Origin of the sequence: Deinococcus taeanensis, from assembly GCF_020229735.1 — a bacterium.
Classification (GTDB): Bacteria; Deinococcota; Deinococci; order Deinococcales; family Deinococcaceae; genus Deinococcus; species Deinococcus taeanensis.
In genome coordinates this window covers 2,358,664-2,383,865 of sequence record NZ_CP083455.1, presented here as the reverse complement: position 1 = coordinate 2,383,865, position 25,202 = coordinate 2,358,664, and the positions used below count along the sequence as shown (strand labels likewise).

Genomic DNA, 25,202 nt, shown 5'->3' with positions numbered 1-25,202 from the left:
GTCATACCACGCCGCTGCGCGGACAGTCAGTTCAGTTGCAGGGCGTCCAGGGCCTCCTGAACCTCGTTCCAGGGCACGACCTCGTGCGCACGTTCCAGGGTGTCCTCGGGACCTTTCCCGGCCAGCAGGACCGTGTCACCCGGCCGGGCGAGGCCGATGGCGCGGCGGATCGCGTCCCGGCGGTCAGGCACGCGCGTGAAGTTGTCGCGTCCGGCCCCCCGCGCGCCGTGTTCCATCGCGTCCAGAATGTCTGCCAGCGGCGTGTCGCGGCAGTCCTCCTCAGTGAAGATGGCGTGGTCGGCGAGGCGCGTGGCCACCTCACCCAGCGGCGCGCGTTTGCCGGGGTCACGGGGCCCGCCCGCCGAGCCGAGCAGCACGATCAGCCGGCCGGACGTGGTGGTACGCAGCGTTGCCAGGGCCTTTTCGAGGCTGGGCGGGGTGTGCGCGAAATCCACCACCACGCGCCGGCCCAGCGGGTCAGGCACGAGTTCCATGCGGCCAGGAACACCGCGGAAACTGGCGAGACCTGCGACGAGCTGCGGCCAGCTGGCGCCCAGGTGTGCGGCGGCGGCCATGGCGGCCAGGGCGTTCGCCACGTTGAAGCGGCCGATCATGGGCAGGTGCGCGTCGAATTCCCCCAGCGGGCTCACCACGTGAAAGTGCAGCCCGGTGCTGCGCTCCTCAATGCTCCCGGCGCGCCAGTCGGCGTGCTGTCCCTCGGCGGAGTACGTGGTTTCGGCGGGCGCCACGCCGCGCAGCTGCGCAGTCCAGGGGTCATCCACGTTCAGCACGGCGAACGGAGCGCGTTCCACGAGGCGGCGTTTGTCCGCGAAGTAGTTCTCCAGCGTGCCGTGAAAATCCAGGTGTTCGCTGGTCAGGTGCGTCCAGACGGCCACGTCCCAGGCCACGCCGCGCACCCGGTCAAGCGCCAGGGCGTGACTGCTCGCTTCCAGCACGGCTGCGTCGGCGCCCGCGGCGACCATGTCGGCCAGGGTGGCCTGCACCTGCGGCGCCTCCGGGGTCGTGAAATGCGCCGGGAAGTGCCGGAGCGCGCCGTCCGGCAGTTCGTACCCGGCGGTGCTGAGCAGCCCGGTGCGGAAGTTCGCGGCGCGCAGCAGGTGCCGCGTGAGCCAGCTGGTGGTGGTTTTGCCGTCGGTGCCGGTGACGCCCACCATGCGCAACTGCCGGCTGGGGTGCCCGGCCAGGGCGGCGGCCGCGTCGGCGAGCGCGCCGCGCGCCGAGGCAACCCGCAGGTACGGCAGGGCACTGACGGTCCCCTCAGGCAGGCCCTCACCAATCACGGCCACGGCGCCCGCCCCGGCCACCTGTTCCAGGAAGCTGTGCCCGTCGAAGCGCGCTCCGCGGATCGCCACGAACGCGAACCCCGGCTGCACCCAGGCGGCGTTGTGCGTCACGCCCTGCACCTCCAGGTCGGGGGTGGGCGCAGGGGCGTTCAGGTGGGCGGCCAGCTCGGACAGACGCATGCGGGGATCATAGCGGCCCCCCGGCGGCTCTCAGCGCTCGCGGCGGTACAGGCCGCTGAAATTCAGGGTCGTGGCGCAGCGGCCGCTGTCCTGCACAAGCAGCCACGCCCCCACCGGCCAGACGTTCAGGCGGCAATCGCCCCCGGCGTAGCTGAGCCAGCCGTCCGGCTGGCGAGAGAGCAGGCCCTGCAGACCGCCGTTCACGGCCGTAAAGTCCACCGCCTCGTTCGAGCGGCGCTGCAGGGTGAGGACGGAGTCGGCGCCGCTTGTCCAGCGGCCGCTGAGGGTCGCGGCGGTCGCCACGGGCCTCACCTGAAAGTTCGTGAGGAAGCCGCCGACGCCAGTCACCTCGCCCTCCCGGACGAGGTAGGTGCAGCGCCGCCCGTTGACGCTGGGGCCCTGCAGGACCAGGTCGTCGCGGTTCAGGGCCACGCGGCTGATCTGGCCGGCCGCGTTGGTGAACAGCGCGCGGGCCGCGCTCACCTGGGCCGCGCGCACGTCGGCGGGGTTCAGAACGGTCCAGGCGGGGCAGCCCAGGTTCAGGGCCGGGGTCTGCGCGGCGGCGCGCGGAGAGGTCAGGAGCAGGCCGAGCAGGACGGTGGGCAGGAGGGCCAGCGGGACGGGAAGACGCATGGGGGTTACCCTAGCGGCGGGTTCCGCGCCGCGCTGCCTCACCTGACCAGGCGTACCGGGCGGCTCAGCGCAGCAGCGGCAACCCGAACCCGTAGGACTGCACGCGCTGGCACACCCATTCGAACGCCTGCGGGTCTGCCACGAAGTCCAGCTGGTCTCCGGGCACCCGCACGACCGGGCAGGCGTCGAAGCCCTCGACCCAGGTGTCGTACAGGCGGTTCAGGCCGCCCAGGTACGCTTCGGGGATGTCCTGCTCGTAGGCGCGGCCACGCTGCGCGATGCGTTTTTTCAGGGTGGGCAGGCTCGCGTCAATGTGGATCAGCAGGTCCGGGACGCGCAGGGCCGGCAGGACCCCCTCGTACAGGCCGCAGTACGTCGCCCAGTCCCGCTGCTCCATGTGCCCGCTCTCGAACAGGTTGCGCGCGAAGATGTTCGCGTCCTCGAACACCGTGCGGTCCTGAATGACGTAGCGGGCGCCGGTCACGAGGTTCAGGTGCTGCTCCAGCCGCCGGGACAGGAAGTACACCTGCGAGTGAAAGGAGTAGCGGCGCATGTCGCGGTAGAAGTCTTCCAGGTACGGATTGTCGGCGTACGGTTCATACACGGGCCGCAAACCGTACCGGCTGGCGAGCATGCGCGTCAGGGTGCTTTTGCCACTGCCGATGTTGCCGGAAACGGCGAGGTACATCAGTCGGCCGCCTGACCGGCGCGCAGGGCCTGGTCCACGCGGGTCAGGAGCATCTGCTCGTCGTCGGGGTTGCCCACGAAGTCAATGCCGGCCGCGTCGACAATCAGGTGCGGGTGAGGGTACGTGCGGAAGTACTCGTCGTACCGGGCGGTCAGCTCAGCGAGGTACGCGGCCTGCATGTCCTGCTCGAAGGGCCGGCCGCGTTTGGCGATGCGGCGCAGCAGTTCATCCGTGTCGGCGCGCAGGTACACCACGAGGTCCGGGGTCGGCAGGCGCGGCGAGAGATGCGCGTAGAGGTCCTGGTACAGCTCGAATTCCGCGTCGCGCAGGTTCATGGCCGCGAAGATGAAGTCCTTGTCGAACAGGTAGTCGCTCACCACCGAGTCGCGGTACAGACCGGGCTGCCACAGCGCCGAGAGCTGCTTGAACCGTGACAGCAGGAAAAAGGCCTGCACCTGGAAGGCGTACGCGTCGGGCTGCCGGTAGAACTTGGCCAGGAAGGGGTTCTCCTCGACGATCTCCAGGTTCAGCTCGGCGCTGTAGTGGGCGGCGAGGCGCCCGGCGAGGCTTGTTTTTCCGACCCCGATGGGCCCTTCGACGACGACGTACATGACAGGCCAGAGCATAGCGTCCCTCACGAGACTCAAGGGTGGATGAAGACCTTGACATGCGGGGGGCCCCTGGGGATCAGGTGACCCGCCGGGCTCGGGCGGTTCAGGGCGCGGCGGTCCCGCCCGGACCCGGTTGCCTTTCTGAGCCTGCCCAGCGCCTTTTTCTGCTGCGCCCAGCCGCGGGGTGACGCCGGCCAGGCCGCGCGCCACCCCGGCCCTCCTCAGGCCGCCTACTGCAGGGTGCGTTTCAGCAGCGTGACCTTGACCGCCACGCGTTTCTTGTTGCGCCACACGTCCAGCGTCACCGTCTGCCCGGGCCGCTTGGCGGCCACCAGCCGGATCACGTCGAACGAATCCCGCACCCGCTGCCCGTCCACCGCCACGATGATGTCACCCAGCGGCGCAAGCAGCTGGTCTTTGCTGTTGCGCAGGCTGCCGCGCAGCCCGGCGCGGGCCGCGGCCGTGCCGGCCGGCACCTGATCCACCAGCGCGCCTTCGGAACTGCTCAGGCCTGCCAGCTGCCGCAGGGCCGGGTCCAGGCTGTCCAGATCCACCAGCGTCACGCCCAGCGTGCCGCGCTGCGGAACCCCGATCTTCTCCAGGTCATCCAGGCTCTGCTTGACCAGGTCGCCCGGCACCGCAATGCCAATGATGCCCGGAACCAGGCCGTTCGGCGCGGCGCTGGCGTCGGCGACCCCCACCACCAGGCCCCGCGAGTCCAGGAGTGGTCCGCCGCTGTTGCCCTGCTGGATGTTTGCGGTGGTGGCAATGTACTGCCCGACCTCGTTGGCAAAACCGTCCGAGCGGGGAATGTCGCGTGCACTGACCGCCACGCTGAACACCCCGGTCCCCACGAAGTTCGGAATGCGCAGGGGGGTGCCGATGGTCAGCAGTTTCTGTCCGGGAATCAGGCGGGCACTGGACCCGAAACTCAGCGTGGCGGGCGCTGTGACCCCCGTGACCCGCAGAATCGCAATGTCAATTCCAGGGTCCACGCCTTCCAGGCGGGCCGGAATGCGCCGGCCGTTGTACAGCGTGACGGTCAGGGATTCCTGGAACTGCACCACGTGGTAGTTCGTGACAATCAGGTCCTTTTTGTAGAAGAACCCGGTGCCCGTTTCGATGGGGTCATCCCCAGGCTGAAGCCGCTCGCGCTGCAGGCGGTTGTCGACACGGACCACCGCCTGCAAGGCCTTCTGGGTGACCTCGACCGTATTGATTTCGTCCGGGGTGACCAGGGTTCGCTGCGCGGTCACGCGCCCCGTGACGTACGCACCGGTGACCGCGCCGCTGAGAAGCGCCGCGGCCACCAGGGCGCGCGCCGCGTTCACTCGGTGCCGCCGCTTTTGGGCCTCGAATCGGTGACGTAGAAGCCACTTCCCTTGAAAGCAATGCCGGGCCGCGCCAGGACGCGCTTGATGGGGACGCCGGTCTCAGGGTGGGCCGTGTAGGGGTCGTCGCGCATGCTCTGCTGCAGTTCGTAGACTTCGCCGGTTTCCAGGTTCTTGTACAGGTACGTGGGCATGGTGATCTCAACCTCGTGTGCGCCGCTCCCGCCGCCCGGTGGGGCGTGGGGGAGAGTCGCGGTTCATCCTAGCAAGTGCGGCGAGGCGCGGATGAACGGCAGGTGACTGTCCCTTCGGGGGTGATGGCCCCCAGGAGTGTATGGCGTTCATGGAGACATGCACTCACGGGAGGCTCGGGGGGCAATGCTATGCTGCCCGCGTGAACCGTTGGTGTCCGGTTCACGCTAACAGGGCAGCGCAAGGCCCCGGCAGCCGCCGGGGAGACGAGGTGGAGGTCAGCGAGCAATCTGCGGATGCCTCCAGGCGCGCGTCGAGCGCCTACCCGCCGTCCCACGGGACGGGAAGTCCGGCGATAACCCTCACGGCAACGTGAGCATAAGGCCGGACCCGACGCACCAAATCCCCCAGGCACCCTGCCGCCCCAACGCCGGCAGGCCCCCCGTCACGCAGCCGCGTGGCGGCCCGGGCCTCACGCCGGCGTTGCCCAGGCGCGGCACCTTCTGGAGTTCTCATGTGCGGAATCGTTGGTTATATCGGCCCCCGGCAGGCGCAGGACGTCCTGATTTCCGGCCTCGCGAAACTCGAGTACCGCGGCTATGACAGCGCCGGCATCGCCGTGTGCGGCGAGGGCCTGATCGAGGTCAAGAAAAAGGCCGGCAAGCTCGCCAACCTCAACACCCTTCTTGACGGCGCGCCCCTGACCGGCACGCTGGGCATCGGTCACACCCGCTGGGCCACGCACGGCCTGCCGAACGACACCAACGCCCACCCTCACGCCACCGAGGACGGCCGGATCGTCATCATTCACAACGGCATCATCGAGAATTACCTCGCGCTGAAAGAAGGCCTGATGAGCCGCGGTCACACCTTCAAGAGCGAAACGGACAGCGAGGTCCTCGCGCACCTGATCGAGGAAGCCTACAGCGGCAACCTGGAAGAAGCGGTGCGCGCCGCCCTGGCGCAGGTGCGCGGCGCCTACGGCATCGTGGTCACGCATGTGGACCACCGGGAAATCGTGGCCGCCCGCACCGTCAGCCCGCTGGTCATGGGCGTCGGCGAAGGGGAAATGTTCCTCGCAAGTGACGTTCCGGCCCTGCTGGCCTACACCCGCAACATGGTGTTCCTGCACGACGGCGATATGGTCGTCCTGAACGACGACGGCTACCGCGTCATGAACCTGCAGGGCGAAACGCAGACCCGTCCCGTGGAGCACATCGAGTGGGACGCCGAGGCCGCTGAGAAAGGCGGGTACGACACGTACATGCTCAAGGAGATCTACGAGCAGCCGCAGGCCCTCACGAACACCCTGATCGGCCGCCTGCACGACGAAACCGGCGAGGTCAACCTCGACATCAACCTTGATCCCGGCTCCTTCAAACGCATCTCGATCATTGCGTGCGGCACCGCCTTCTACGCCGGGCTGGTCGGCGAGTACCTGATCGAGCAGCTGGCCCGCATTCCCGTCGAGGTGGATGTCGCCAGCGAGTACCGCTACCGCGACCCCCTGGTCAGCGAGCAGACCCTGGCGATCGTGGTCTCCCAGAGCGGCGAGACCATCGACACGCTCGAAGCGCTGCGCGAGGCGAAGAAGTTCGGCGCGCGGACCCTGGGGGTCATCAACGCCAAGGGCAGCTCCATGACCCGCGAACTGGACGACACCCTCTACATTCACGCCGGGCCTGAAATCGGGGTGGCCAGCACCAAGGCGTACACCAGCATGGTGAGCGCGTTCCTGATGCTGGCCCTGTGGCTGGGCCGCGCGCGCGGCACCCTCAGCGAGGAGCAGGGCGCTGAACTGCTGCGCGCCGCGCGGGAACTGCCCCGCCTGGTCGAGGAGGCCCTGAACCCCGAACGTGTGCAGCGCATCAGGGAAGTGGCCGAGAAGTACGCGCACGCCCGCGATTACCTGTTCCTGGGCCGCGGCGTGAACAGCCCCACCGCGTACGAGGGCGCCCTGAAACTCAAGGAGATCAGCTACATCCACGCCGAGGCGTACGCCGCCGGCGAGATGAAGCACGGCCCGATCGCCCTGATCGACGAGAAGATGCCCGTCGCGGTTATCGCCACCGAAAGCCGCCTGCTGGAAAAGACCATCAGCAACGTGCAGGAAGTCCGCGCCCGCGCCGGGAAGGTCATCCTGTTCCTCAGTGACGGCGACACCGAGAACGCCCGCCACGGTGACGACGTGATCTACGTTCCCCGCGCGCACGAGATGGTCAGCCCCGTCGTGAACGCCATCGCCATGCAGCTCCTGGCGTACTTCACCGCCACCGCGCTCGGCAAGGACGTGGACAAACCCCGCAACCTGGCCAAGAGCGTCACCGTCGAGTAACGCCACACCCAGAGCGCGGGCCCCGGACGTACTTGCCGGGGCCCGCGCTCACTGCAGGTTCAGAAGCCCGCGAGGTCCGACGCGACCGCGTTCGCCCGCAGGTTGTACACGCCCCACGTTTCCGTATCCATGAAGTTGTCTGGCAGGTAGGCGTACCCGCCGTCCCCGAACCCGCAGCTCCAGGAGTTCTTGATCACGAAATACCCGGTGGGCAGCGTCATCTTGGCGTTCACCAGCCCGCCGATGTTCACGTTGTACGTCTGCGTGCCGGTGTTCACGTACCCCACAAGGTGCACGCCGTGCCCCCCGCGGTAATCCTGCCCCATGCGGGCCAGGTTCGGCAGACCATTGGCGCCGATCGCGTCGAAGGCGCCGTCCACGGCGAACATCAGCAGCAGCTGGTCTCCTCGGTCAAGCATCTGGCGCATCATGGCGCGGCGGTAGGCGCGCGTGGCCTCGGCGTTGCCCAGGTTCAGTTTGCCCAGCGACACCCACACCTCGCTGCCCAGCGTGGGCCGGAAGTTGAACGCCGCGTTCTGCGCGATCTCCCACTCGGGCTTCCAGGCGCAGTTGCTCGTGCCGCTCTGGCACACCAGCTGCGCCTGCGCGGTCGTATCACTGCACGCCTGGTTCAGGTAATTCACGCAGGAGTTCCTGAAAGCCGTGATGGCCTGCTTGGGATCGGCCGGCACGCGCACGCGGCTGCGTGACGGGTTGTACTTCCAACGGACCTCGGTGGGAATCATGCGGTTCTTCCCGATCAGGTCATCGTAATCTCCGAAACCCGCACCGTCCCCCAGCACGCCGTCATCGCCACGCATCCAGTAGTACGCGTACTGTTCGGACAGGTTGTAGCGCGTGGTGGTGCGCCGCGCGATCAGGCTCTCCAGACCGGACACGAACGCGAACGCCATGCAGGTGCCGCGGCTCCCCTGGTCCTTGATCGTGGTGATCAGGCCGACGTTCGTGCCGCGCATCTGCCCGAACAGCGCACTCGTGGGCGTGAAGCGGCACGCGCCGTCGGACGGGTTGTTCACGAAGCCGTCGCCGAGCTCCTGACCAGGCTGAGACGGCGCGGGCGGCCGGGCCTGCACGATCACGTTCAGCAGCGGCGAGCGGATCAGCGTGTTCAACTTCAGGGTGGTCGGCGCGTCGCCGGACAGGAACTCGCGCGGCACCGGGCTCTGCTCGCTCAGCCCGAAGGACTGCAGAATCTCCGCGCGGTTCCGGGGTGCAGCCGCTTCAGCCTGCGCGACGTTCAACGCCACGGTCTCCTGCCCAAACAGCTGCACGTCCTTGAGCTCCCCGCTGCGCAGCCGGACCTGCGTGGGCACCGTCAGGCCGCGCGGCAGTTGCAGGGTCACGCGCGCCACGTCCGCCCGCAGGTCCGCGGCGCCGTTCAGGGCCCGCACCACAGTCAGGCTGCTGCTGATCTCCGCATTCCGCGCCTGCACGCGCGCCGGAAGATCCTGCAGGTTCAGCTGCAGCACATTCGGCGCCTGCAGCGTCTGCTGAAACACGCTGGGCGTCACGCGCAGCACATTCAGGTTCAGGTTCGCGACCTGAACGGGCTGCACCTGCAGGCTCTGGAGGTTCACGGTGTTCTGAGCGTGGGCAGTGGCGGTCAGCGCGGCGCACAGGGCAAGCAGGCGGGCAGTGCGAATGGTGGTCATGACGGTCCTCCGGGGGGTGGCTGAGGCCTGAAGTGGGGGGCGGCGCGGCAGGAGCAGCCCTGCCTGAACCCACTTCACCAGACCCCCCATGATCAGGCCGTGATCGGCCGTTCCCGGTGCCGTCCCTGCCCGGCGCGCCGCGGTGCCAGGAAACGGCGCGCAGGGCAGGGACCTCCCCGTTGTGCCCGCTTTTGAGCGTCATTGACCATTCTTCTGGCCGCAGCTGTGCGTGCCGCGGCCAGAACGACTCTCCAGACCCGCCGCGCCCTACCGGGCCGGTCTGAGGGGCCGCCCGGCATCCAGCCAGAGTTTCAGCGTGCAGGTCAGCAGCAACGCGCCCAGCGGGAACGGGACCGGCCCCAGGTCCAGCTGCGCGTCCACACCGCGGGTGAACGACCCAAGCCGGCCACGCACCTCGCCCGCATAGTGCCGGAGGTGAACGTCCAGCCCGTCGGTGAACGTTCCGTGACGCCCGGTGACGGTCTCCGGCGTGAAGTTCAACGCCACGTCTGTGCCCTGCGTGAAGCTGCCCAGCCGCACGGTCATGACGCCCGCCGCGATGCTGGCGCGGACGTCAAAGCCCTGCGTAACGCCGCCCACCCGCCCGACCAGGGCGCCCTCGTCGATCCACACGGCGACGGCCATGCCGTCGGTGAAGCCGCCCACGTGTCCCTGCAGGCGCGTGCCATCCCAGGTGGCCTGTAGCGCCCAGCCGTCCGACACGCCCCCAATGCGCCCCGTCAGGGCGTCCTGAACCTGAAACCCGGTCATGCGACCAGCGTACGGCACGCGTGCTGGCAGAACTCTCACGGAACCCAGGAGGCTGACAGAAGAGGAGCGACGGCTAAGCCGTCGCCCCTGTGAGTGTGGAGGCCGGGTTTCAGAGTTCCAGCAGCATCCGCGCCGGGTCTTCCAGCAGGTTCTTGATCATCACGAGGAACTGCACGGCTTCCTTCCCGTCAATGATGCGGTGGTCGTAGGACAGCGCGATGTACATCATCGGGGCGATCACCACCTGCCCGTTCTGCGCAATGGGCCGCTCGATGATGTTGTGCATCCCCAGAATCGCGCTCTGCGGCGCGTTGATGATCGGGGTGCTCATCATGCTGCCGAACGTACCGCCGTTCGTGATGCTGAACGTGCCGCCGCTCATGTCCTCCAAGGTCAGCTTGCCGCTCTTGGCCTTCTGGGAGAACACCCCAATCTGCTTCTCGATGCCCGCGAGGCTCATCTGGTCGGTGTCACGCAGAATCGGCACGACCAGTCCGCGCTCACTCGCCACGGCAATGCCAATGTCATAGAAGCCGTGGTAGATGATGTCCTTGCCCTCTACGCTGGCATTCACGACCGGGAAGGCCTTGAGGGCCTCGGTCGCGGCACGCACGAACAGGCTCATGAAGCCGAGTTTCACGCCGTGCTTCGCCACAAACGGATCCTGGTACTTCTTGCGCAGGTCCATGGCGGGCTTCATGTTCACCTCGTTGAAGGTGGTCAGGATGGCCGCCGTGTTCTGCACCTCCTTCAGGCGCTCACTGATGCGCTGACGGATGCGGGTCATGGGCACCCGCTGCTCCGGGCGCTCGCCGGCCGGCACACTCACGGCGGCCGGCTGCGCCTGCGCTGCGGGCTGCGCCGCACCCTGCATGGGGGGCTGAGCGGCGTCCTGCGGACCCTGGTACGTCAGGCCGCCCTGGGCCGCCACCACGGCGTCCGCCTTCGTGATGTTCCCTTTCGGGCCGGTAGCCGGAATCTGCGCCGGATCCAGGCCCTGCTCGGCCACGATCTTGCGAACCGCCGGGGACAGGTCGTCGCGGCGGGTCGCTTCATTACCGAGGGGCGCGCTGTCGGGCTGCGCGGCAGTTCCGCCAGCCGTGGCTTCGTTCGCCACCGGGCCGCTCACCCGGTCGGCCACCGGCGCGGTCCCGCTCCCCGCCTCACCGACGACGCCCAGCACTTCCTCACTGAGCACGGTGTCCCCCTCATTTTTTGCCACGCTGACCAGAACGCCATCCTGCAGCGCCGTGACCTCCAGCACCACCTTGTCCGTTTCGATCTCGGCCAGCACCTCGCCGCGCTTTACAGGATCGCCGGGTTTCTTGTGCCACGCCAGCAGCGTGCCTTCGCTCACCGACTCGGAAAAAACAGGAACCTTGATGTCCGCCATAACGCCCTCAGTTATACCCCCCGGGCGCTGTGACTGCGCCGGGGACGCCCGAACACAAGGCACGAAATGCCGCCCGCCTCGCCAGCCCGGCGGCTGCTGTGCCGCTGCCCGCCCGCGGCCGTCAGGCACAGGAGGAGGCCCCCGGACCTGGTCCGGGGGCCTCCTCCTGGGGAACGCTCAGGCGTCCTGTTGCGCGGTGTGTGCCAGTTCCTTCTGCTCCTGCACGACCTGCGGGTCGATCTTCTCGCCCAGGGCGTCGGCGATGACCTTCGCCTGCTCCTTGGCGTGCACGCTGGCGTACCCGGCAGCGGTGCTGGCGCTGCGCGGACGGGTGGAGCTCTGCAGCGTCTGCCCGGGGGCCAGAGCCTGCTCCAGGTCCTCCCAGATCATCAGCCACGCGCCCTGGTTCTCCGGCTCCTCCTGCGCCCAGACGACCTGGGCGCCCGGATGCTTCGCGAGTTCTGCGCTCAGGGCGTCGGCGGGGAAAGGGTACAGCTGCTCCAGGCGGATCAGGGCGGTGCCGGCGTACCCGTCGCGGTCCGCGGCGCGGGCGTCCACGAGTTCCCAGTGCAGCTTGCCGCTGCTGATCACCACGCGCCGCGCGCCCTGCACCTCGGCGTCCCCGATCACCTCACAGAAGCGGCCCTCGGCGAGGTCCGTCAGGGGGCTCATGGCGGCCTTGTTGCGCAGCAGGCTCTTGGGCGTCATGACAATCAGGGGCTTGCGGTAGGGGCGCAGCACCTGACGGCGCAGCAGGTGGAAGATCTGCGCGGCGCTGCTGGGCACCACAACCTGCATGTTCTTCTGCGCGCACAGCTGCAGGTAGCGTTCCAGCCGGGCACTGGAGTGCTCCGGGCCTGCGCCTTCGTACCCGTGCGGGAGCAGCAGCGTCAGGCCGCTCAGGCGCTGCCATTTGCTCTCGCCGGCACTCAGGAACTGGTCGATCACAGCCTGCGCGCCGTTCGCAAAGTCCCCGAACTGCGCTTCCCAGGCGATCAGGGCCTTGGGTTCACTCGTGGAGTACCCGTACTCGAAGGCCATCACGGCCTCCTCGGACAGGGTGGAGTCAATGACCTCCACGCGGCCCTGCCCGTCACGCAGGTGCGCCAGCGCCATGTACTCCTCGTTCATGGGGTCCAGGGCGTTCTGGTCGTGCAGCACCGCGTGACGGTGCACGAACGTGCCGCGCCCGGAGTCCTGACCCACCAGCCGCACACCGTACCCCTCGTCAAGCAGCGAGGCGTAGGCCAGCATTTCCCCCATGCCCCAGTCCAGCAGCTGCTCCCCGCGCGCCATCGCCTGACGCGGCTTGATGACCGTGCGCTCGATGGTGCGGTGCACCTTGAAGCCCTCCGGCACCTCCGCGAGTTTCAGCCCCAGGTCCGTCAGTCTGGCCTGCGGCACCGCGGTGGTCACCTCGTCGCGCCAGTGCGTGCCGGTGTACTCGCTCCAGTCGACCGCCAGGCGGCTCTGCGCGGCGTTCTCCATCTCCTCCACGACGGCCTCGCCCGCGTCCAGCTGATCCCGGAACCGCTCGACGAGCCGGTCTCCCTCTCCGGGCTGCAGCACGCCCTCGGCCTCGAGGGTCTTCGCGTACAGTGCCCGCGTGCCGGGGTGCTGGTCAATTTCGCGGTACATGATCGGCTGCGTCATGCGCGGCTCGTCACCCTCGTTGTGCCCGTTGCGGCGGAAGCAGATCAGGTCAATGAACACGTCCTTGCCGAACTCCTGCCGGTACGCCAGCGCCAGATCCCCGCAGAACGCCACCGCTTCAGGATCGTCACCGTTCACGTGCAGCACCGGCGCGTTGGCGATCTTCGCCACGTCCGTGCAGTACCGGCTGGAGCGCGTGTCGCGCGGGTCACTGATCGTGAAGCCCACCTGGTTGTTGATGACGATCCGCACCGCGCCGCCCGTCGCGAAACCACGCAGGCGCGACAGGTTCAGGGTCTCCATCACCACGCCCTGGCCACTGACGGCGGCGTCCCCGTGCACCGTGATCGGCAGGACGCTGCGGCGGTCCGTGTCCCCGCGGCGGTCCTGGCGGGCGCGCACGCTGCCGTGCACGACCGGCGAGACGATCTCCAGGTGACTCGGGTTGAAGGCCAGCGCCAGGTGCATCGCGCCGCCCGGGGTGCGCACGTCACTGGAGTACCCCATGTGGTACTTCACGTCACCGGCCACATCCGGGTTGTCGCTGAGTTTCTTCTTCCCGTCGAACTCGTCGAACAGGACGCTGCTGGGCTTCCCGAAGATGTTCACCAGGGTGTTCAGGCGGCCGCGGTGCGCCATGCCCAGCACCACTTCCTTCACGCCGGCCCGACCGGCCTGCTGAATGATGCGGTCCAGCAGCGGAATGAACGACTCGCCGCCCTCCAGGCCGAAGCGCTTCACGCCCGGGTACTTGTTCTTCAGGTACAGCTCCAGGCCTTCAGCGGCGTTCAGCTTCAGCATGAAGCGCCGCCGCTCCTCCACGCTGAACGCGCCGCGGCCGCGGTTGCGTTCCACACGTTCCTGGAACCACGCCCGCTCGTTGGCAGGCAGGTAGCTGAACTCGAACCCGATCGGGCCGCAGTACGTGTCGTGCAGCTGCGCGATCACGTCCTGCAGCGGTCCGCTGAACGGTCCGTCCTGCACGCGCTCACTGAGATCCGCGGCCGACAGCCCGTAGTACTCCGGCGTGAGTTCAGGGACGACCGGCAGCCCCCGCATCTTCAACGGGTTCGTCTTGGCACTGATGTGCCCGTACACCCGGAACGCCGTGATCAGGGCGCCCGCCGCCTGCTGCGCCCCGCTCACGCCGTGCGGCACCGGCACCACGGTCCCGCCGCGGCGCTGCGTGCCGAGCTGATAGAACGCCTGCTGCACGGCGGAGTGCGGCGTTTCCCGCGCGCCCCCACGCAACTCATCGAAGTAGACCCGCCACTGCGGATCAACACTCTGGGGGTCCGCCAGGTACGCCTCGTACAGGCCCTCGATAAAGGCCGCGTTCCCGCCGGACATGATCGTCTGCGACTGCGTCATAACGCCTCAGCATACCGCCCGCCGCGCAGCCCAATGGAACCTGCATGCACCAAAAGCCGTTCCTCAGTGCGTAACCCTGCTCACCTGATCCGGCCCCGCACGCCCCCCCACCGCAGGCCTCACCATGAAGGCATGACGCACCCCGCCTTCCAAGCCGCCCACCCGGACTTCCTGACCCTGTTCCCCGACGGCGCCGCGCCGGAACAGCTGGGCCGCGAACACACCTGGACGGAAGGACCCACCTACGTGCCCTCCCGGCAGCGGGTCATCTACAGTGACGTCCGGCAGAACCACACCTGGGCGTACACCGACGCCGGCCAGCTGGTCGAGGAACAGCGCCCCAGCGGGTACCAGAACGGCCACTGCCTGGACGCCCAGGGCCGCCTGATCGCCTGCTCCCACGGCGCGCGCGCCCTGCTCCGCCAGGAACCGGACGGCAGCTGGACCACCCTCGCTGACCAGTTCGAAGGCCAGCGCCTGAACTCCCCGAACGACGTGGCCCTGCACCCCGACGGCAGCCTCTGGTTCACTGACCCCACCTACGGCCTGGACAAACCCGAAGAGGGTGGCCGCGGCGAGCCCATGGAACTCCCCGGACGCTGGGTTTTCCGCCTGACTCCCGACGGGCAGCTCAGCGCGCCCATCCGCGACCGCCACAAACCCAACGGCCTCGCCTTCGCGAGCGCCAGCACCCTGCTGCTGGCCGACACCGGCGACCAGGCCGGCACGTACCGCTATGACATCACCCCCGACGGGCAGGCCACCCTGGCCGGGCTGCACTTCCGCGTCACCCCCGGCAAAACAGACGGCCTGCGCCTCGACCACGCCGGGCGCATCTGGAGCAGCGCCGCAGACGGCGTGCACGTCCTCACCCCGGACGGCCACGAACTCGGCCGTATTCTCTTCCCGGAAACGGTCAGCAACGTCTGCTTCGGCGGTGCGGACGGCAGTACCCTGTTCGTCACTGCTTCCACCGGCTTCTGGCGCGTCCCCACCACCGTCACCGCTCTGACGTTCCGCTGAACCGGCGGCCAGACCCGCAAGAACACCTCAAGGACCGCGGCACCCCCCGCGCCTACACTGAACGCATGAGGATCCTGTCGCGCGTGCTCGTCACCTTTGGGGTGATCGTCCTGATTGCCGCCGCCATCCTGCTCGGCAAGGACGTCATTGACATCAACCAGCTACACGCCGTGGCCAACGCCAACCGCAGCACCAACTTTCCCAGCCCCCTGAACAACGTGCTGCTCACCACCGGGCTCACCGCTGTGGGCGGCTTCCTCACCGGCCTGGGTCTCAGCATGCCCAAACGCCTCCCCCGCACCCCCCACTGACCTGAACTCACGAACGCCACCCCGGGAGCTGGCCCCCGGGGTGGCGTTCGTGGCTTCAGGCTGCTCAGGCGCGCGCCGGGTTACCCAGCGCCGAGACCAGCTCGGCTTTGCTCATGCTGCTGCGGCCTTTCAGGCCCGCCTCCCGCGCGCGGTTGTACAGTTCGTCCCGCGTCAGGTCCGCCAGCGCCGCATTCGGGTTCCCCGTGCCCTGCGTCCGCCGGTTCGGCGTGCGCCCCTCCTCACGGCGGTGCCTGTTCACCGTTCGCGCCGCGATTTCCTCCGCACGCTCCGCTGACTCACCGCGCGCCAGCTCACTTTCCCTGACATGCTCATACTGCCGCTCGTCCCTGCTGTTCCACGCTCTGGGCATCACGCACCTCCTGTGCCCGCACCGTAGCCCCCGCCCCATGAACACAAGTGATGGGTACCTTCAGTGCCCTCCAGACACCAGAGGGTTCTTCACCACAGCAAAGGGGCAGCCCCCAGGACAGGAGGCCACCCCATCGAGGACCGCCTTATTCGGTCAGTCCACGCTGCAGCCGGGCTTTGTCCTCCATGATCTTGCCCAGGATGAAGAACGTCGGCGCCCAGTGCCCGACGAACAGACCGTCCCGCTCCTTGTCGGAGTTCTCACTCTGAAAGTACTGCGAAGCGCTGGCCAGGATCGAAACGAAGCCCATCAGGTACAGAACGTTATGCAGTTTCATAGGCACCTCTCCTGCTGTCTGGGAAACGACCCCGCTGCCTCAGCAGGCGCGCAGAGCACACGCCAGGGCGCACTGCCCCGGTCACGGACCTCTCCACTTCACTGCACCTCAGCCCGCCAGAACGTACGCGTTCGGACCCTCTGAGCTGACCCTTAAGTCCAGCTGAAGCCGGGCCGGACCGCAGCCACAGGAGCAGACCCCGCTGAAAAAGGCCGGTAAAGCGGCGCGGACCAGAGCCGTGGGGGCCACACAGTGCGTCCTCAGGGAACCGAGGCCCCGGCTTCCGTCCGGGTTCACGGTCTCCCCAGGAGCGGCGCAACGGCAGATGCCCGGCCAACAGGTCCGGAACGCTGAGCAGCACGCCTCCACGCTCTGTGCAGCCAGCGCCCACCGCCCCCTGCTCACCTGCGCCTCGTGCAGAACGCCGGGCGCAAGCCCTCACCGACGCCAGCGTGACCTGGGCAGCACAAGGTGACGTTGGGGGGAGGCCTATCAGGGTCTGTGCATGACCCCGGCTGGGGTTGCGTTCACTCCTGGGCGGGTCGCCTTCCCCGGGAGCCGCACTCCGGGCGGCCTCCACCCCGGGCGGACACGCAGGAGCACCGGGCCTGCCTGGACTCCTAGTGGAGTCCAGGCAGATCGTGACTTCAGGCCGCCTCACGGCCAGCCACGCGCTGCTATGTGCACTGCAGAGGCCCCGGCGCTCCGCGTGGGTTCGTCACCCCACAGGCAGACGCGACGGCGCGTGGCCGTGCAGGCAGACGTCCTGGTCCTACTCCCCGGTGGGGGAGAGCACGGCCTTGACCCGCCCGACCTGCCCGGACGTGAGGCGCACCTTGATGCCGTGCGGATGGGACGGCGAGCGGGTGAGAAGCGCGGCCACCACCCCCCGCGTGAGTTGGCCGCTGGCCTGATCCTGCTTCTGCACGATGTCCACCGTCAGGCCGGGGCGGATGCCTGCCCGGAGTCGTCCGTCTGCGCTCATGCCCTCACGGTACGCCAATAGTCCCCTGTCCAGCTCACTCTGACGAATCATCCGGCTCAGCAGCATGTGCATAACGTGGTGGCCCATCCGACAGAAAGCACTGGACAGCGGACTATTGGACCGTCAACTTTGGTCTGTCACGTGGTGCCTGGGTTGATCCTGATTGAGATCGATCAGTTCCTGAAGGTCTGCACCTTGGACGACAAACAGGCGGCCTTGTCGTGCGATCAAGAGGCGGCCGTGCTGATCGAAGTCGGCCCACGACGCCTGCTCCACCCTGGGGCGAGCATCGGTACCGAGCCAGATGTACGTCGCCTCCCACCGGTATTCGGGAGACCTGGTGAACCGCAGTTCTAACTTCTTTTTTCGTAGGATGAGCGCTCCCACTTCACCACTTCCGTACCACCGCTCAGGCCGCTGGATGATCTGCCAGCCGGTGCGTTCGAGTGAGGTGCAGAGCACATGGATCTGCTCGGTTCCCTCCAGCCCTCGGACGGTGAAGCCAGCCGGCTTGATACGTGTCTGTTGCGCCAGAAGACTTGCCGGATGATTGAGCACGAGGGTGTGATTGTCCGTAAAAATGCCTCCGCCATCTGGACCAGCGGACCACAGGGCCAGGGCCTTGACCCAGGGAGGTTTGCACAGAGCAGTCCAAGACCACATCGTTTGATCACCAAAGGCTTCAGCGGCGGCGTCAAGACGACGCTTGGATTCATTGCGGGCGAGATACACCAGGTGACGGCCGTCAGGCGAAAGATCGCTGGTCCACTCATATAACCGACCCGCAAACCAGGACCCAGGGGTAATCGCGTCTGTTCGAGTGTTCCAGAGGTAGAGCCGTGTCCAGCGGCTTGGGCCGCGGCGAAAGATAACAGCTGTACTGGCGGTGCTGGCCATCAAAACCCAGATTCGAGCCGGGGCAGGTGGGGTTCCTGTGGGGCTGCTCATAGAACCATCCTCGCAGGACTGCCAGGGAAGGAGCGATGCGCATGCCACTGCTCATCATTTGACAGACCCTTCCTGACAGCCCACTAGCTGCGCGGCGCACGTTACCGGAAGGTCAAGGGCGTCATCACCTTGCGCGCGGCGCACGTCCTACTGTGCACGCAGCTGCCGGCCGCCGGGCCGGGCACACCGTCAAGGGAGGAGCAACACATGGGCATGCTGGAAGGCAAAGTGGCATTTATTACCGGCGCAGCCAGCGGCATCGGGGCGGGCACCGCGCGGCGCTTCGCGAAGGAAGGCGCGCGGGTCGCTCTGGCAGACGTGCAACCCGAGGAAGGCGAAAAGGTCCTCAACGAGATCACGCAGGGCGGCGGGGAGGCCCTGTACGTGCAGTGCGACGTGAGCGACGCCGGGTCCGTCCGCGAGGCCATCGAGGCGACCGTCGCGGCCTTTGGGCGGCTGGACATCGTGTTCGCGAATGCCGGAATCAACGGCGTGTGGGCGCCCATCGAGGAACTGCAGCCCGACGAGTGGGACAGGACGCTGAACATCAACCTGCGCGGCACGTACCTCACGGTTCATTACGCCGTGCCGCACCTGAAACGCGCCGGGGGCGGCAGCATCCTGATTACCAGCAGCGTCAACGGCAACCGCACCTTCTCCAGCCCGGGCGCCAGTGCGTACAGTTCCTCCAAGGCGGGGCAGGTGGCGTTCGCGAAGATGATCGCGCTGGAGCTCGGGCGGCACAACATCCGCTGTAACGCCGTGTGCCCCGGCCTGATTCACACGAACATCCAGGCCCGCACCGACCAGCGCCACACCGACAGGATCGGCATTGAGGTGGAACTGCCCGAAGGGAGCCCCGCGCTGCACGGCGGGGAGGGCGAACCGGTGGACGTGGCGGACGCCTGCCTGTTTCTCGCGTCGGACCTCGGCCAGCACGTGTCGGGCATTGAGCTGTACGTGGACGGCGGGGCGTCACTGCTGCGCTAGCGGAACCCGGAGGATGAAGGGGGTGCCTGAACTCCAGCAACCCGGGGTGGAGGCGGCGCTGTCCCGGCTGGCTCTGCCGCCAGGGTGGGAGGTCATGGCGGGCAAGAGGGGGCGCGGCTTCCAACCGGTCGGGCACGGCAAGGGCCGCGCGGCGGCGCGGCTCGCCGCCTGGTTTCCCGCGCCTCATCCCGTGTTCCTGGGCGATGACGTGACGGATGAGGAGGCGCCCGTGACGCTGCGCGCCCAGGGGAGCGTGAGCGTCAAGGTGGGAGAAGGAGACACTGCCGCGAGGTACCGTGTGGCCGGCCCGGCAGATGTGGTCGCGTTGCTGCGCGCCTGGGGTGGTGCCAGCAGCGCCGCCGCTGAGCACCGGGTCCCGGCCGGGCTACAGGCCGGTCGGGGCCGCTTGCTTCAAGCGTGCACCGCGTACCCAGGTCAAAGAAACGGGCTTCCTCTGCGAAGTGCAGTTCAGCCCTCTTGACGGTCACCCCAGCCGCCGCTGAGCAGCCTGCGGCTGGTGGCCCGGCAATCAGCACAGGAGGCTCCACCTGTGCCCGAAGCATTTGTGTGACCGGCGCCGCTCGCTTCCGCCTCGTCCCAGACCGCTCCAGGTCTCACGGCGCCGCCCCTCGTGCGCCCGGCGGCCGGACAAGGCCATGGTGAACGTCACCGGGCGTGCGCTCAGCAGCGTGCTGTCCACCGGGGCGACCACCCTCACCGAGGCTCAGGGCACGTTCTCCGGTCGGCTGTTCGCCGGCCCGCGCACCCAGGGTGACCCGTGAGGCGGCAGCCGGCTCGTCGTGTGCGCCGGGCAGAGCGTGACGCGCCCGCTCCCTCTTCCTCTCAGTGGGCCACCGGCCACCCTGTCAGGCGGGCCGCCCAAGAAAACCTCCGCCAAACGGCGGAGGTCTCGCACGGTGTGGTGTCCTGTCTGGGGGTCAGACTTCCAGAGCGTGTTTATCCACGTCGTTCAGGAGGGGCGTGCCGGCCGGGTACTCGCCGTTGAAGCACGCGAGGCACAGGCCGGGGCTGTCCACTGCCTCGCGGATGCCCTGTTCGCTGATGAACGTCAGGGTGTCCGCGCCGATCAGGTCGCGGATCTCCTCGATGCTATGCGTACTCGCCACGAGTTCCTTGCGGGCGGCCGTGTCGATGCCATAGAAGCAGGGGTGCTTGATGGGCGGGCTGCTGACCCGGAAGTGGACTTCGAGCGCGCCCGCCTCGCGCAGCAGGTTCACAATCTGGCGGCTGGTGGTGCCGCGCACGATGCTGTCGTCAACCAGCACGACGCGTTTGCCGCGCACGGCGCTGGTGGGGGAGAGCTTCATCTTGACCTTCAGTTCCCGCGCCTCCTGGGTGGGGGCGATGAAGGTTCGGCCTGCGTAGGGGTTCTTGTACAGGCCGTAGTCGAAGGGAATGCCGCTTTCGCGGGCGTACCCGATGGCGGCGCCGATGCCGCTGTCAGGGACGGGCACGACGATATCCGCGTCGACGGGGTGTTCACGGGCCAGCTGGTGGCCCATGCGGATGCGGCTTTCGTGGGCGTCGGCGCCGTCAAGCTGGCTGTCGCTGCGGGCGAAGTAGATCCACTCGAACGCGCAGGGGGTGGGCTGCCGGGGAGCGACCATCAGGGAGTGCAGGCCGCTGCGGTCGACCCATACGAGTTCGCCGGGCTGCACGTCGCGCAGCAGGCGGGCGCCGACGGCGTACAGCGCGCAGGGTTCGGAGGCGATGACGTGCGCGCCGTCGTCGCGCTGTCCGATCACGAGGGGCCGCACGCCGTTCGGGTCGCGGAAACCGAGCAGCTGGGTGCGGCTCATCAGCACGCACGCGAAACCGCCCTTGAGCTGCTTCATGGCGGCGGCCGTCGCCTCAATGAGATCCAGATCCGCTTCGCGCGCGATGAGGTTCAGCATGACCTCGCTGTCGTTGGTGGTCTGGAACAGGGCGCCCTGCATGAGCATGTCGGTGCGGACCTCGCGGGCGTTCACGAAGTTGCCGTTGTGCGCCAGGCCCAGAATGCCCTTGTTGGTGCGGGTGGTGAGCGGCTGGGCGTTGAAGCGCAGATTGCTGCCGGTGGTGCTGTAGCGCACGTGGCCGATGCTGACGCGGGCGTTGGCCAGGCGGACACTGTCGAGGCGGCGCTCGTCGAACACCTGCGTGACCAGACCCAGGTCTTTTTCCACGTGGAACTTGTCGCCGTCACTGACGCACATGCCGGCAGCTTCCTGCCCGCGGTGCTGCAGGGCGAACAGCCCCAGGTACGTGAACCACGCCAGGTCCTCGGCCTGCGGGGAGTACATGCCGAACACCCCACATTCGTCCTGGGGTTTGTCAGTGGCGGGGTCGAAGATCATCCCAGGATCTCCGCAAGGGGGGTGGTGTGGGCGTGGGTGAGGGTCTGGAGGTTCACGCTCAAGTGTACGTGCTGGGTGGGCAGGGCAATCGTAACGCTATCGCCACCGCTGACACCCAGGCGGCTGAAGGGCACGCCGCGCCCGGTGAGGGCCGCCTCGGTGTCCTGCGGGTCGGCCGTGGCGATCACGATGCGGGCGTGGGCTTCGCCGTACAGCACGGCGTCCGGACGGGCGCCGTCGGGCGCGTCGAGGGTGACGTTCAGACCGACCTGCCCGGCGATCGCCATTTCGGCCAGCGTGACGGCCAGGCCCCCTTCGGCGCAGTCGTGCGCGGTGTCTGTCAGGCCGGCGCGAATGAGGTGCAGGGCCGCGTCGATCACAGCCTGCTCGCGGGCCAGGTCCAGCGGGGGCACCTGCCCGGCTTCAAGGCCGTGCACGGTTTCCAGGTACTGGCTCGCGCCGATGGTGCCGGCATGCTCACCGATGAGGTACAGGGTCTGCCCGTCGCCCTTGAGGTTCAGGGTGGCGCGCCTGGTGACGTCGGGCAGCACGCCGACCATGCCGATGGTGGGCGTGGGGTGAATGGCGACGCGCTCGCCGCCCTCCACGTACTGGTTGTACAGGCTGACGTTTCCGCCGGTCACGGGGGTGTTCAGGGCGCGGCAGGCGTCGGCGATGCCGTGCACGGCGCGTTCCAGCTGGTAGTACACCTCGGGGCGGTGGGGGTTGCCGAAGTTCAGGTTGTCCGTGATGGCCAGCGGCGTGGCGCCCACGCACGCGAGGTTCCGGGCGGCTTCGGCCACGGCGGCGGCCGCGCCGGTGTACGGGTCGAGGTACACGAAGCGGGGGTTGCAGTCGCTGGTGGCGGCCACGCCCATGGCGCTGCCCTTCACGCGCATCACGGCGGCGTCGGCGGCGCCGGGCACCACGACGGTGTTCGTCATGACCTGATGATCGAAACGCTGGTAGATGGGCCGCTTGCTGGCAATCGTCGGGTGGGCCAGCAGCTCGCTCAGGACGGCGCCCAGGTCGCCGGGAACGGGCACATCACTCAGGTCCCGTTCGCGTTTGGCCCGGATCTCGTCGGACTCGACGCCCTCACGGGTGTACTTGGGCGCCTCGTTGAGCAGGTCCACCGGGAGGTCACACACCACCTCGCCGCGCCACGTGAGGCGGTAATTGTGGTGGGCTTCAACCTGCCCGATGGTCACGACGTCCAGTTCCCACTTGGCGAGCAGGTCCAGCAGCTCCTGCTCCCGGCCGGGCACAGGCACGAGGATCATGCGTTCCTGCGACTCACTCAGGCACAGCTCCATGGGCACCATGCCGTCCTCGCGGGTGGGCACCAGGTCCAGGTCCATGGTGATGCCCAGGTTCGCGCGGTACGCCATCTCGCAGGTGCTGCTCACCAGCCCGGCGGCGCCCATGTCCTGCACGCCCGCCACGACGCCCGCCTGAATGGCTTCCAGGGTCGCTTCCAGCAGCAGCTTCTCCATGAACGGGTCGCCCACCTGCACGGCCGGCCGGTCCGCCTGCGAGGCGTTGCTGAGGTCCGCGGAGGCAAACACTGCGCCGCCCAGCCCGTCACGGCCGGTCTTGGACCCGACGTACACGATGGTGTTCCCGACCTCACCCATCGTGCCTTTGGCGAGGTCCTCGTGGCGCAGCAGGCCCAGCGCCATCACGTTCACCAGCGGGTTCTCCTGGTAACTGGGGTGGAACGTCACCTCGCCGCCCACGGTGGGCACGCCAATCGCGTTGCCGTAGTGCGCGATGCCCTCCACCACGCCGTTCAGCAGGAAACGGGTGCGGGGGCTGTCGGGATTCCCGAAACGCAGGGAATCCAGCACGGCGAACGGCCGGGCGCCCATCGCGAAGATGTCACGCAGGATGCCGCCCACGCCGGTCGCCGCGCCCTGCACCGGCTCGACGGCGCTGGGGTGGTTGTGGCTTTCCATCTTGAACGCCACGCCCCACCCGTCCCCGATGTCCACCACGCCGGCGTTCTCGCCGGGGCCCTGCAACACCTGCGGGCCGGTGGTGGGAAAGTGCCGGAACAGCGGACGGGAGTTCTTGTACCCGCAGTGCTCGCTCCACATGGCGCCCACGATGGCGGCCTCCAGCGCGTTCGGCTCGCGACCAATGCGTTCCACGAGCAGGTCGAATTCTTCGGTCGAAAGGCCAAACGTGCCGGCGCGGTCGCGCAGGGAAGCGGCTTGCGTCATTGAAGCTCCTTGAAACCCGGGGCGGTGGGCCGCCGGGGTGTGCAGTGGGGTGAAGGGGAAAGGGCGCGCTGCCCGGACGGAACAGTTCCGCGCCGGGCGCCGGGCAGCCTCAGGCTGGTTTCAGGGCCAGTTTCAGCTGGCCGCGGTGGTACGCCACGTGCCGCAGGTGCAGACTCAGGCCGTCCAGGCGTTCGCGTTGCCCGCCCGGGGCGGGCGGGGAGCGCAGCAGGTCACTCAGCTGATCATCCCGCAGGGCCCGCAGGTGCGCGTCGAGCAGGGTGCCCATCCGGTCGAGTTCTGCCAGCACGGCCGTTTTTCCGGCGTGTTCGTTCACGGGGGGCGTGCCGCGCGTGGCGGCCATGCGGTCGTCGTCTTCCCAGCCCAGGTGCGCGTAGGTGGCGCTGAAGTCCTGGAACACGAAGAAACGCAGCCACTCGGCAATGTGCAGCGCGTGCCACGCGGGGCTGTGCCCCAGGCGCGGCACACCGAACGTCTCGTCTGGCACCCCGTCCAGAACCGCGCGGAACAGCCCGAGTTCCGTCTCAAAGCTGCGCGCCAGGAACGTCTGGACGCCCGGTCCCGTCACCCGTTCACCAGCGCGGCCTTCAGGCTGTGAAAGAGGCCGGCGCCGTCCTCGCTGCCCAGCAGGGCCTCCACGGCCCGCTCGGGGTGCGGCATCATGCCCAGCACGTTTCCGCGCTCGTTCACGATGCCGGCAATGTCGTTCAGAGAGCCGTTGGGGTTGTCCACGTACCGGAACACGACCTGCCCGTTGCCTTCAAGGCGGGCGATGGTTCCGGCGTCCGCGTAGTAGTTCCCCTCGCCGTGCGCGATGGGCACCTCAATCACCTGTCCCGCCTGGTACGCGCCGGTGAAGGCCGTCGCGGCGTTCTCCACGCGCAGGTGCACGGGCCGGCACATGAAGTGCAGTTCGCGGTTGCGCGACAGTGCGCCGGGCAGCAGGCCCGACTCGGTCAGCACCTGAAAGCCGTTGCACACGCCCAGCACGAACCCACCCCGGTCGGCGTGCGCCTTGACGGCCTGCATGATCGGGCTGCGCGCCGCGATCGCGCCGCTGCGCAGGTGGTCGCCGTAGCTGAAGCCGCCCGGCAGGAACACCAGGTCCGTCCCTTCTGGCAGGCCCGCCTCGGTGTGCCACACGAACTGCGCGCGCTCGTCGAGCAGCAGGCGCGCGGCGTGCAGGGCGTCCGTGTCGCAGTTGCTGCCGGGAAACTGGATGACGGCCGTGTTCATGCCTCGCTCAGCTCCCAGCGGGCGTCCTCCATCACGGGATTCGAGAGGACGTTCTCCGTGATGTCCCTGAGCTGCGTTTCTACAGCCTCGCGCGTGCCGGACAGCGTCAGTTCAATGTACTTGCCGACGCGCACGCCGCCCACGTTCCCGTGATCAAGGTGCGACAGGGCGCGCTCGACGGTGCGGCCCTGCGGGTCGAGGATGCTGGGTTTCAGGGTCACGAACACTTTGGCTTTAAAGGTGGACATGGGCGGGGCTCCTTGCGGG

Annotated in this window: 24 protein-coding genes; 5 read left to right on the top strand and 19 right to left on the bottom strand. The window is 68.2% G+C overall.

What is annotated here, in order from left to right; genetic code table 11:
• Positions 1-26: 26 nt before the first annotated feature.
• The 6 genes from LAJ19_RS11465 to LAJ19_RS11440 form a co-directional block, all read right to left on the bottom strand.
• On the bottom strand, positions 27-1,484 hold the full coding sequence (locus tag LAJ19_RS11465) for a UDP-N-acetylmuramoyl-L-alanyl-D-glutamate--2,6-diaminopimelate ligase (protein WP_225475878.1): 1,458 nt from the start codon (positions 1,482-1,484) through the stop codon (positions 27-29).
• A 30-nt stretch (positions 1,485-1,514) separates the two neighbouring features.
• A complete protein-coding gene (locus tag LAJ19_RS11460; protein ID WP_225475877.1) occupies positions 1,515-2,117 on the bottom strand; it encodes a hypothetical protein in 603 nt (200 codons plus the stop codon).
• A 64-nt stretch (positions 2,118-2,181) separates the two neighbouring features.
• Positions 2,182-2,805, bottom strand: a complete 624-nt coding sequence (locus LAJ19_RS11455; RefSeq protein ID WP_225475876.1) for a deoxynucleoside kinase — start codon at positions 2,803-2,805, stop codon at positions 2,182-2,184.
• Complete coding sequence (locus LAJ19_RS11450; protein ID WP_225523263.1) at positions 2,805-3,416, bottom strand: deoxynucleoside kinase; 612 nt, start codon at positions 3,414-3,416, stop codon at positions 2,805-2,807. The genes LAJ19_RS11455 and LAJ19_RS11450 overlap by 1 nt, the downstream gene beginning before the upstream one ends.
• A 230-nt stretch (positions 3,417-3,646) precedes the next feature.
• Positions 3,647-4,747 carry a S1C family serine protease gene (locus LAJ19_RS11445; RefSeq protein ID WP_225475875.1) on the bottom strand — a complete coding sequence of 367 codons (1,101 nt, stop codon included), beginning with the start codon at positions 4,745-4,747 and terminating at the stop codon, positions 3,647-3,649.
• A complete protein-coding gene (locus tag LAJ19_RS11440) occupies positions 4,744-4,941 on the bottom strand; it encodes an FmdB family zinc ribbon protein (protein WP_225475874.1) in 198 nt (65 codons plus the stop codon). The genes LAJ19_RS11445 and LAJ19_RS11440 overlap by 4 nt, the downstream gene beginning before the upstream one ends.
• 512 nt (positions 4,942-5,453) lie before the next feature.
• On the opposite strand from LAJ19_RS11440, the gene glmS reads away from it, so the two are divergent.
• Positions 5,454-7,274, top strand: coding sequence for a glutamine--fructose-6-phosphate transaminase (isomerizing) (gene glmS / locus LAJ19_RS11435; RefSeq protein WP_225475873.1), 1,821 nt, complete (start codon positions 5,454-5,456; stop codon positions 7,272-7,274).
• Between the two features lie 59 nt (positions 7,275-7,333).
• Here glmS and LAJ19_RS11430 read toward each other — a convergent pair whose 3' ends face one another.
• The 4 genes from LAJ19_RS11430 to LAJ19_RS11415 all read right to left on the bottom strand — a co-directional run bounded on the left by LAJ19_RS11430 (position 7,334) and on the right by LAJ19_RS11415 (position 14,135).
• Positions 7,334-8,947, bottom strand: a complete 1,614-nt coding sequence (locus LAJ19_RS11430; protein WP_225475872.1) for a C1 family peptidase — start codon at positions 8,945-8,947, stop codon at positions 7,334-7,336.
• A gap of 267 nt (positions 8,948-9,214) precedes the next feature.
• Positions 9,215-9,718: a hypothetical protein gene (locus LAJ19_RS11425; RefSeq protein WP_225475871.1), complete on the bottom strand. Its 504-nt coding sequence runs from the start codon at positions 9,716-9,718 to the stop codon at positions 9,215-9,217.
• A 109-nt stretch (positions 9,719-9,827) separates the two neighbouring features.
• Complete coding sequence (gene odhB / locus LAJ19_RS11420; RefSeq protein ID WP_225475870.1) at positions 9,828-11,111, bottom strand: 2-oxoglutarate dehydrogenase complex dihydrolipoyllysine-residue succinyltransferase; 1,284 nt, start codon at positions 11,109-11,111, stop codon at positions 9,828-9,830.
• 177 nt (positions 11,112-11,288) lie between these two features.
• Complete coding sequence (locus LAJ19_RS11415) at positions 11,289-14,135, bottom strand: 2-oxoglutarate dehydrogenase E1 component (RefSeq protein ID WP_225475869.1); 2,847 nt, start codon at positions 14,133-14,135, stop codon at positions 11,289-11,291.
• A 132-nt stretch (positions 14,136-14,267) separates the two neighbouring features.
• Between LAJ19_RS11415 and LAJ19_RS11410 the strand changes: the two genes are divergently transcribed.
• Positions 14,268-15,158: an SMP-30/gluconolactonase/LRE family protein gene (locus LAJ19_RS11410; protein WP_225475868.1), complete on the top strand. Its 891-nt coding sequence runs from the start codon at positions 14,268-14,270 to the stop codon at positions 15,156-15,158.
• Positions 15,159-15,223: 65 nt separating this feature from the next.
• A complete protein-coding gene (locus tag LAJ19_RS11405) occupies positions 15,224-15,469 on the top strand; it encodes a hypothetical protein (RefSeq protein WP_225475867.1) in 246 nt (81 codons plus the stop codon).
• Between the two features lie 64 nt (positions 15,470-15,533).
• On the opposite strand, the gene LAJ19_RS11400 is transcribed toward LAJ19_RS11405, so the two are convergent.
• From LAJ19_RS11400 to LAJ19_RS11385, 4 genes are all read right to left on the bottom strand, one after another.
• Entirely contained in the window at positions 15,534-15,839 is a 306-nt protein-coding gene (locus tag LAJ19_RS11400; protein ID WP_225475866.1) for an addiction module toxin RelE, read from the bottom strand.
• 145 nt (positions 15,840-15,984) lie between these two features.
• A complete protein-coding gene (locus LAJ19_RS11395; RefSeq protein ID WP_225475865.1) occupies positions 15,985-16,176 on the bottom strand; it encodes a hypothetical protein in 192 nt (63 codons plus the stop codon).
• Between the two features lie 772 nt (positions 16,177-16,948).
• Positions 16,949-17,161, bottom strand: coding sequence for a YwbE family protein (locus tag LAJ19_RS11390; RefSeq protein WP_225475864.1), 213 nt, complete (start codon positions 17,159-17,161; stop codon positions 16,949-16,951).
• A 123-nt stretch (positions 17,162-17,284) separates the two neighbouring features.
• Positions 17,285-18,061 (bottom strand): hypothetical protein, encoded by a 777-nt coding sequence (locus tag LAJ19_RS11385; protein ID WP_225475863.1) that lies wholly within the window; start codon positions 18,059-18,061, stop codon positions 17,285-17,287.
• Between the two features lie 255 nt (positions 18,062-18,316).
• Between LAJ19_RS11385 and LAJ19_RS11380 the strand changes: the two genes are divergently transcribed.
• Both LAJ19_RS11380 and LAJ19_RS21680 read left to right on the top strand, forming a co-directional pair.
• The gene (locus LAJ19_RS11380) at positions 18,317-19,099 is read left to right on the top strand and encodes an SDR family oxidoreductase (RefSeq protein WP_225475862.1); all 783 of its coding nucleotides are present in this window, start codon (positions 18,317-18,319) and stop codon (positions 19,097-19,099) included.
• A gap of 656 nt (positions 19,100-19,755) precedes the next feature.
• A complete protein-coding gene (locus tag LAJ19_RS21680) occupies positions 19,756-19,881 on the top strand; it encodes a hypothetical protein (protein ID WP_255639831.1) in 126 nt (41 codons plus the stop codon).
• A 156-nt stretch (positions 19,882-20,037) separates the two neighbouring features.
• Here LAJ19_RS21680 and purF read toward each other — a convergent pair whose 3' ends face one another.
• From purF to purS, 5 genes are all read right to left on the bottom strand, one after another.
• A complete protein-coding gene (gene purF / locus LAJ19_RS11375; RefSeq protein WP_225475861.1) occupies positions 20,038-21,456 on the bottom strand; it encodes an amidophosphoribosyltransferase in 1,419 nt (472 codons plus the stop codon).
• Positions 21,453-23,681: a phosphoribosylformylglycinamidine synthase subunit PurL gene (purL, locus tag LAJ19_RS11370; protein WP_225475860.1), complete on the bottom strand. Its 2,229-nt coding sequence runs from the start codon at positions 23,679-23,681 to the stop codon at positions 21,453-21,455. The genes purF and purL overlap by 4 nt, the downstream gene beginning before the upstream one ends.
• Before the next feature lie 109 nt (positions 23,682-23,790).
• Positions 23,791-24,267 carry a DinB family protein gene (locus tag LAJ19_RS11365; protein ID WP_225475859.1) on the bottom strand — a complete coding sequence of 159 codons (477 nt, stop codon included), beginning with the start codon at positions 24,265-24,267 and terminating at the stop codon, positions 23,791-23,793.
• A complete protein-coding gene (purQ, locus tag LAJ19_RS11360; RefSeq protein ID WP_225475858.1) occupies positions 24,264-24,935 on the bottom strand; it encodes a phosphoribosylformylglycinamidine synthase subunit PurQ in 672 nt (223 codons plus the stop codon). The genes LAJ19_RS11365 and purQ overlap by 4 nt, the downstream gene beginning before the upstream one ends.
• Complete coding sequence (purS, locus tag LAJ19_RS11355) at positions 24,932-25,183, bottom strand: phosphoribosylformylglycinamidine synthase subunit PurS (protein ID WP_225475857.1); 252 nt, start codon at positions 25,181-25,183, stop codon at positions 24,932-24,934. Before purS ends, purQ begins: the two co-directional genes overlap by 4 nt.
• Positions 25,184-25,202: the final 19 nt, after the last annotated feature.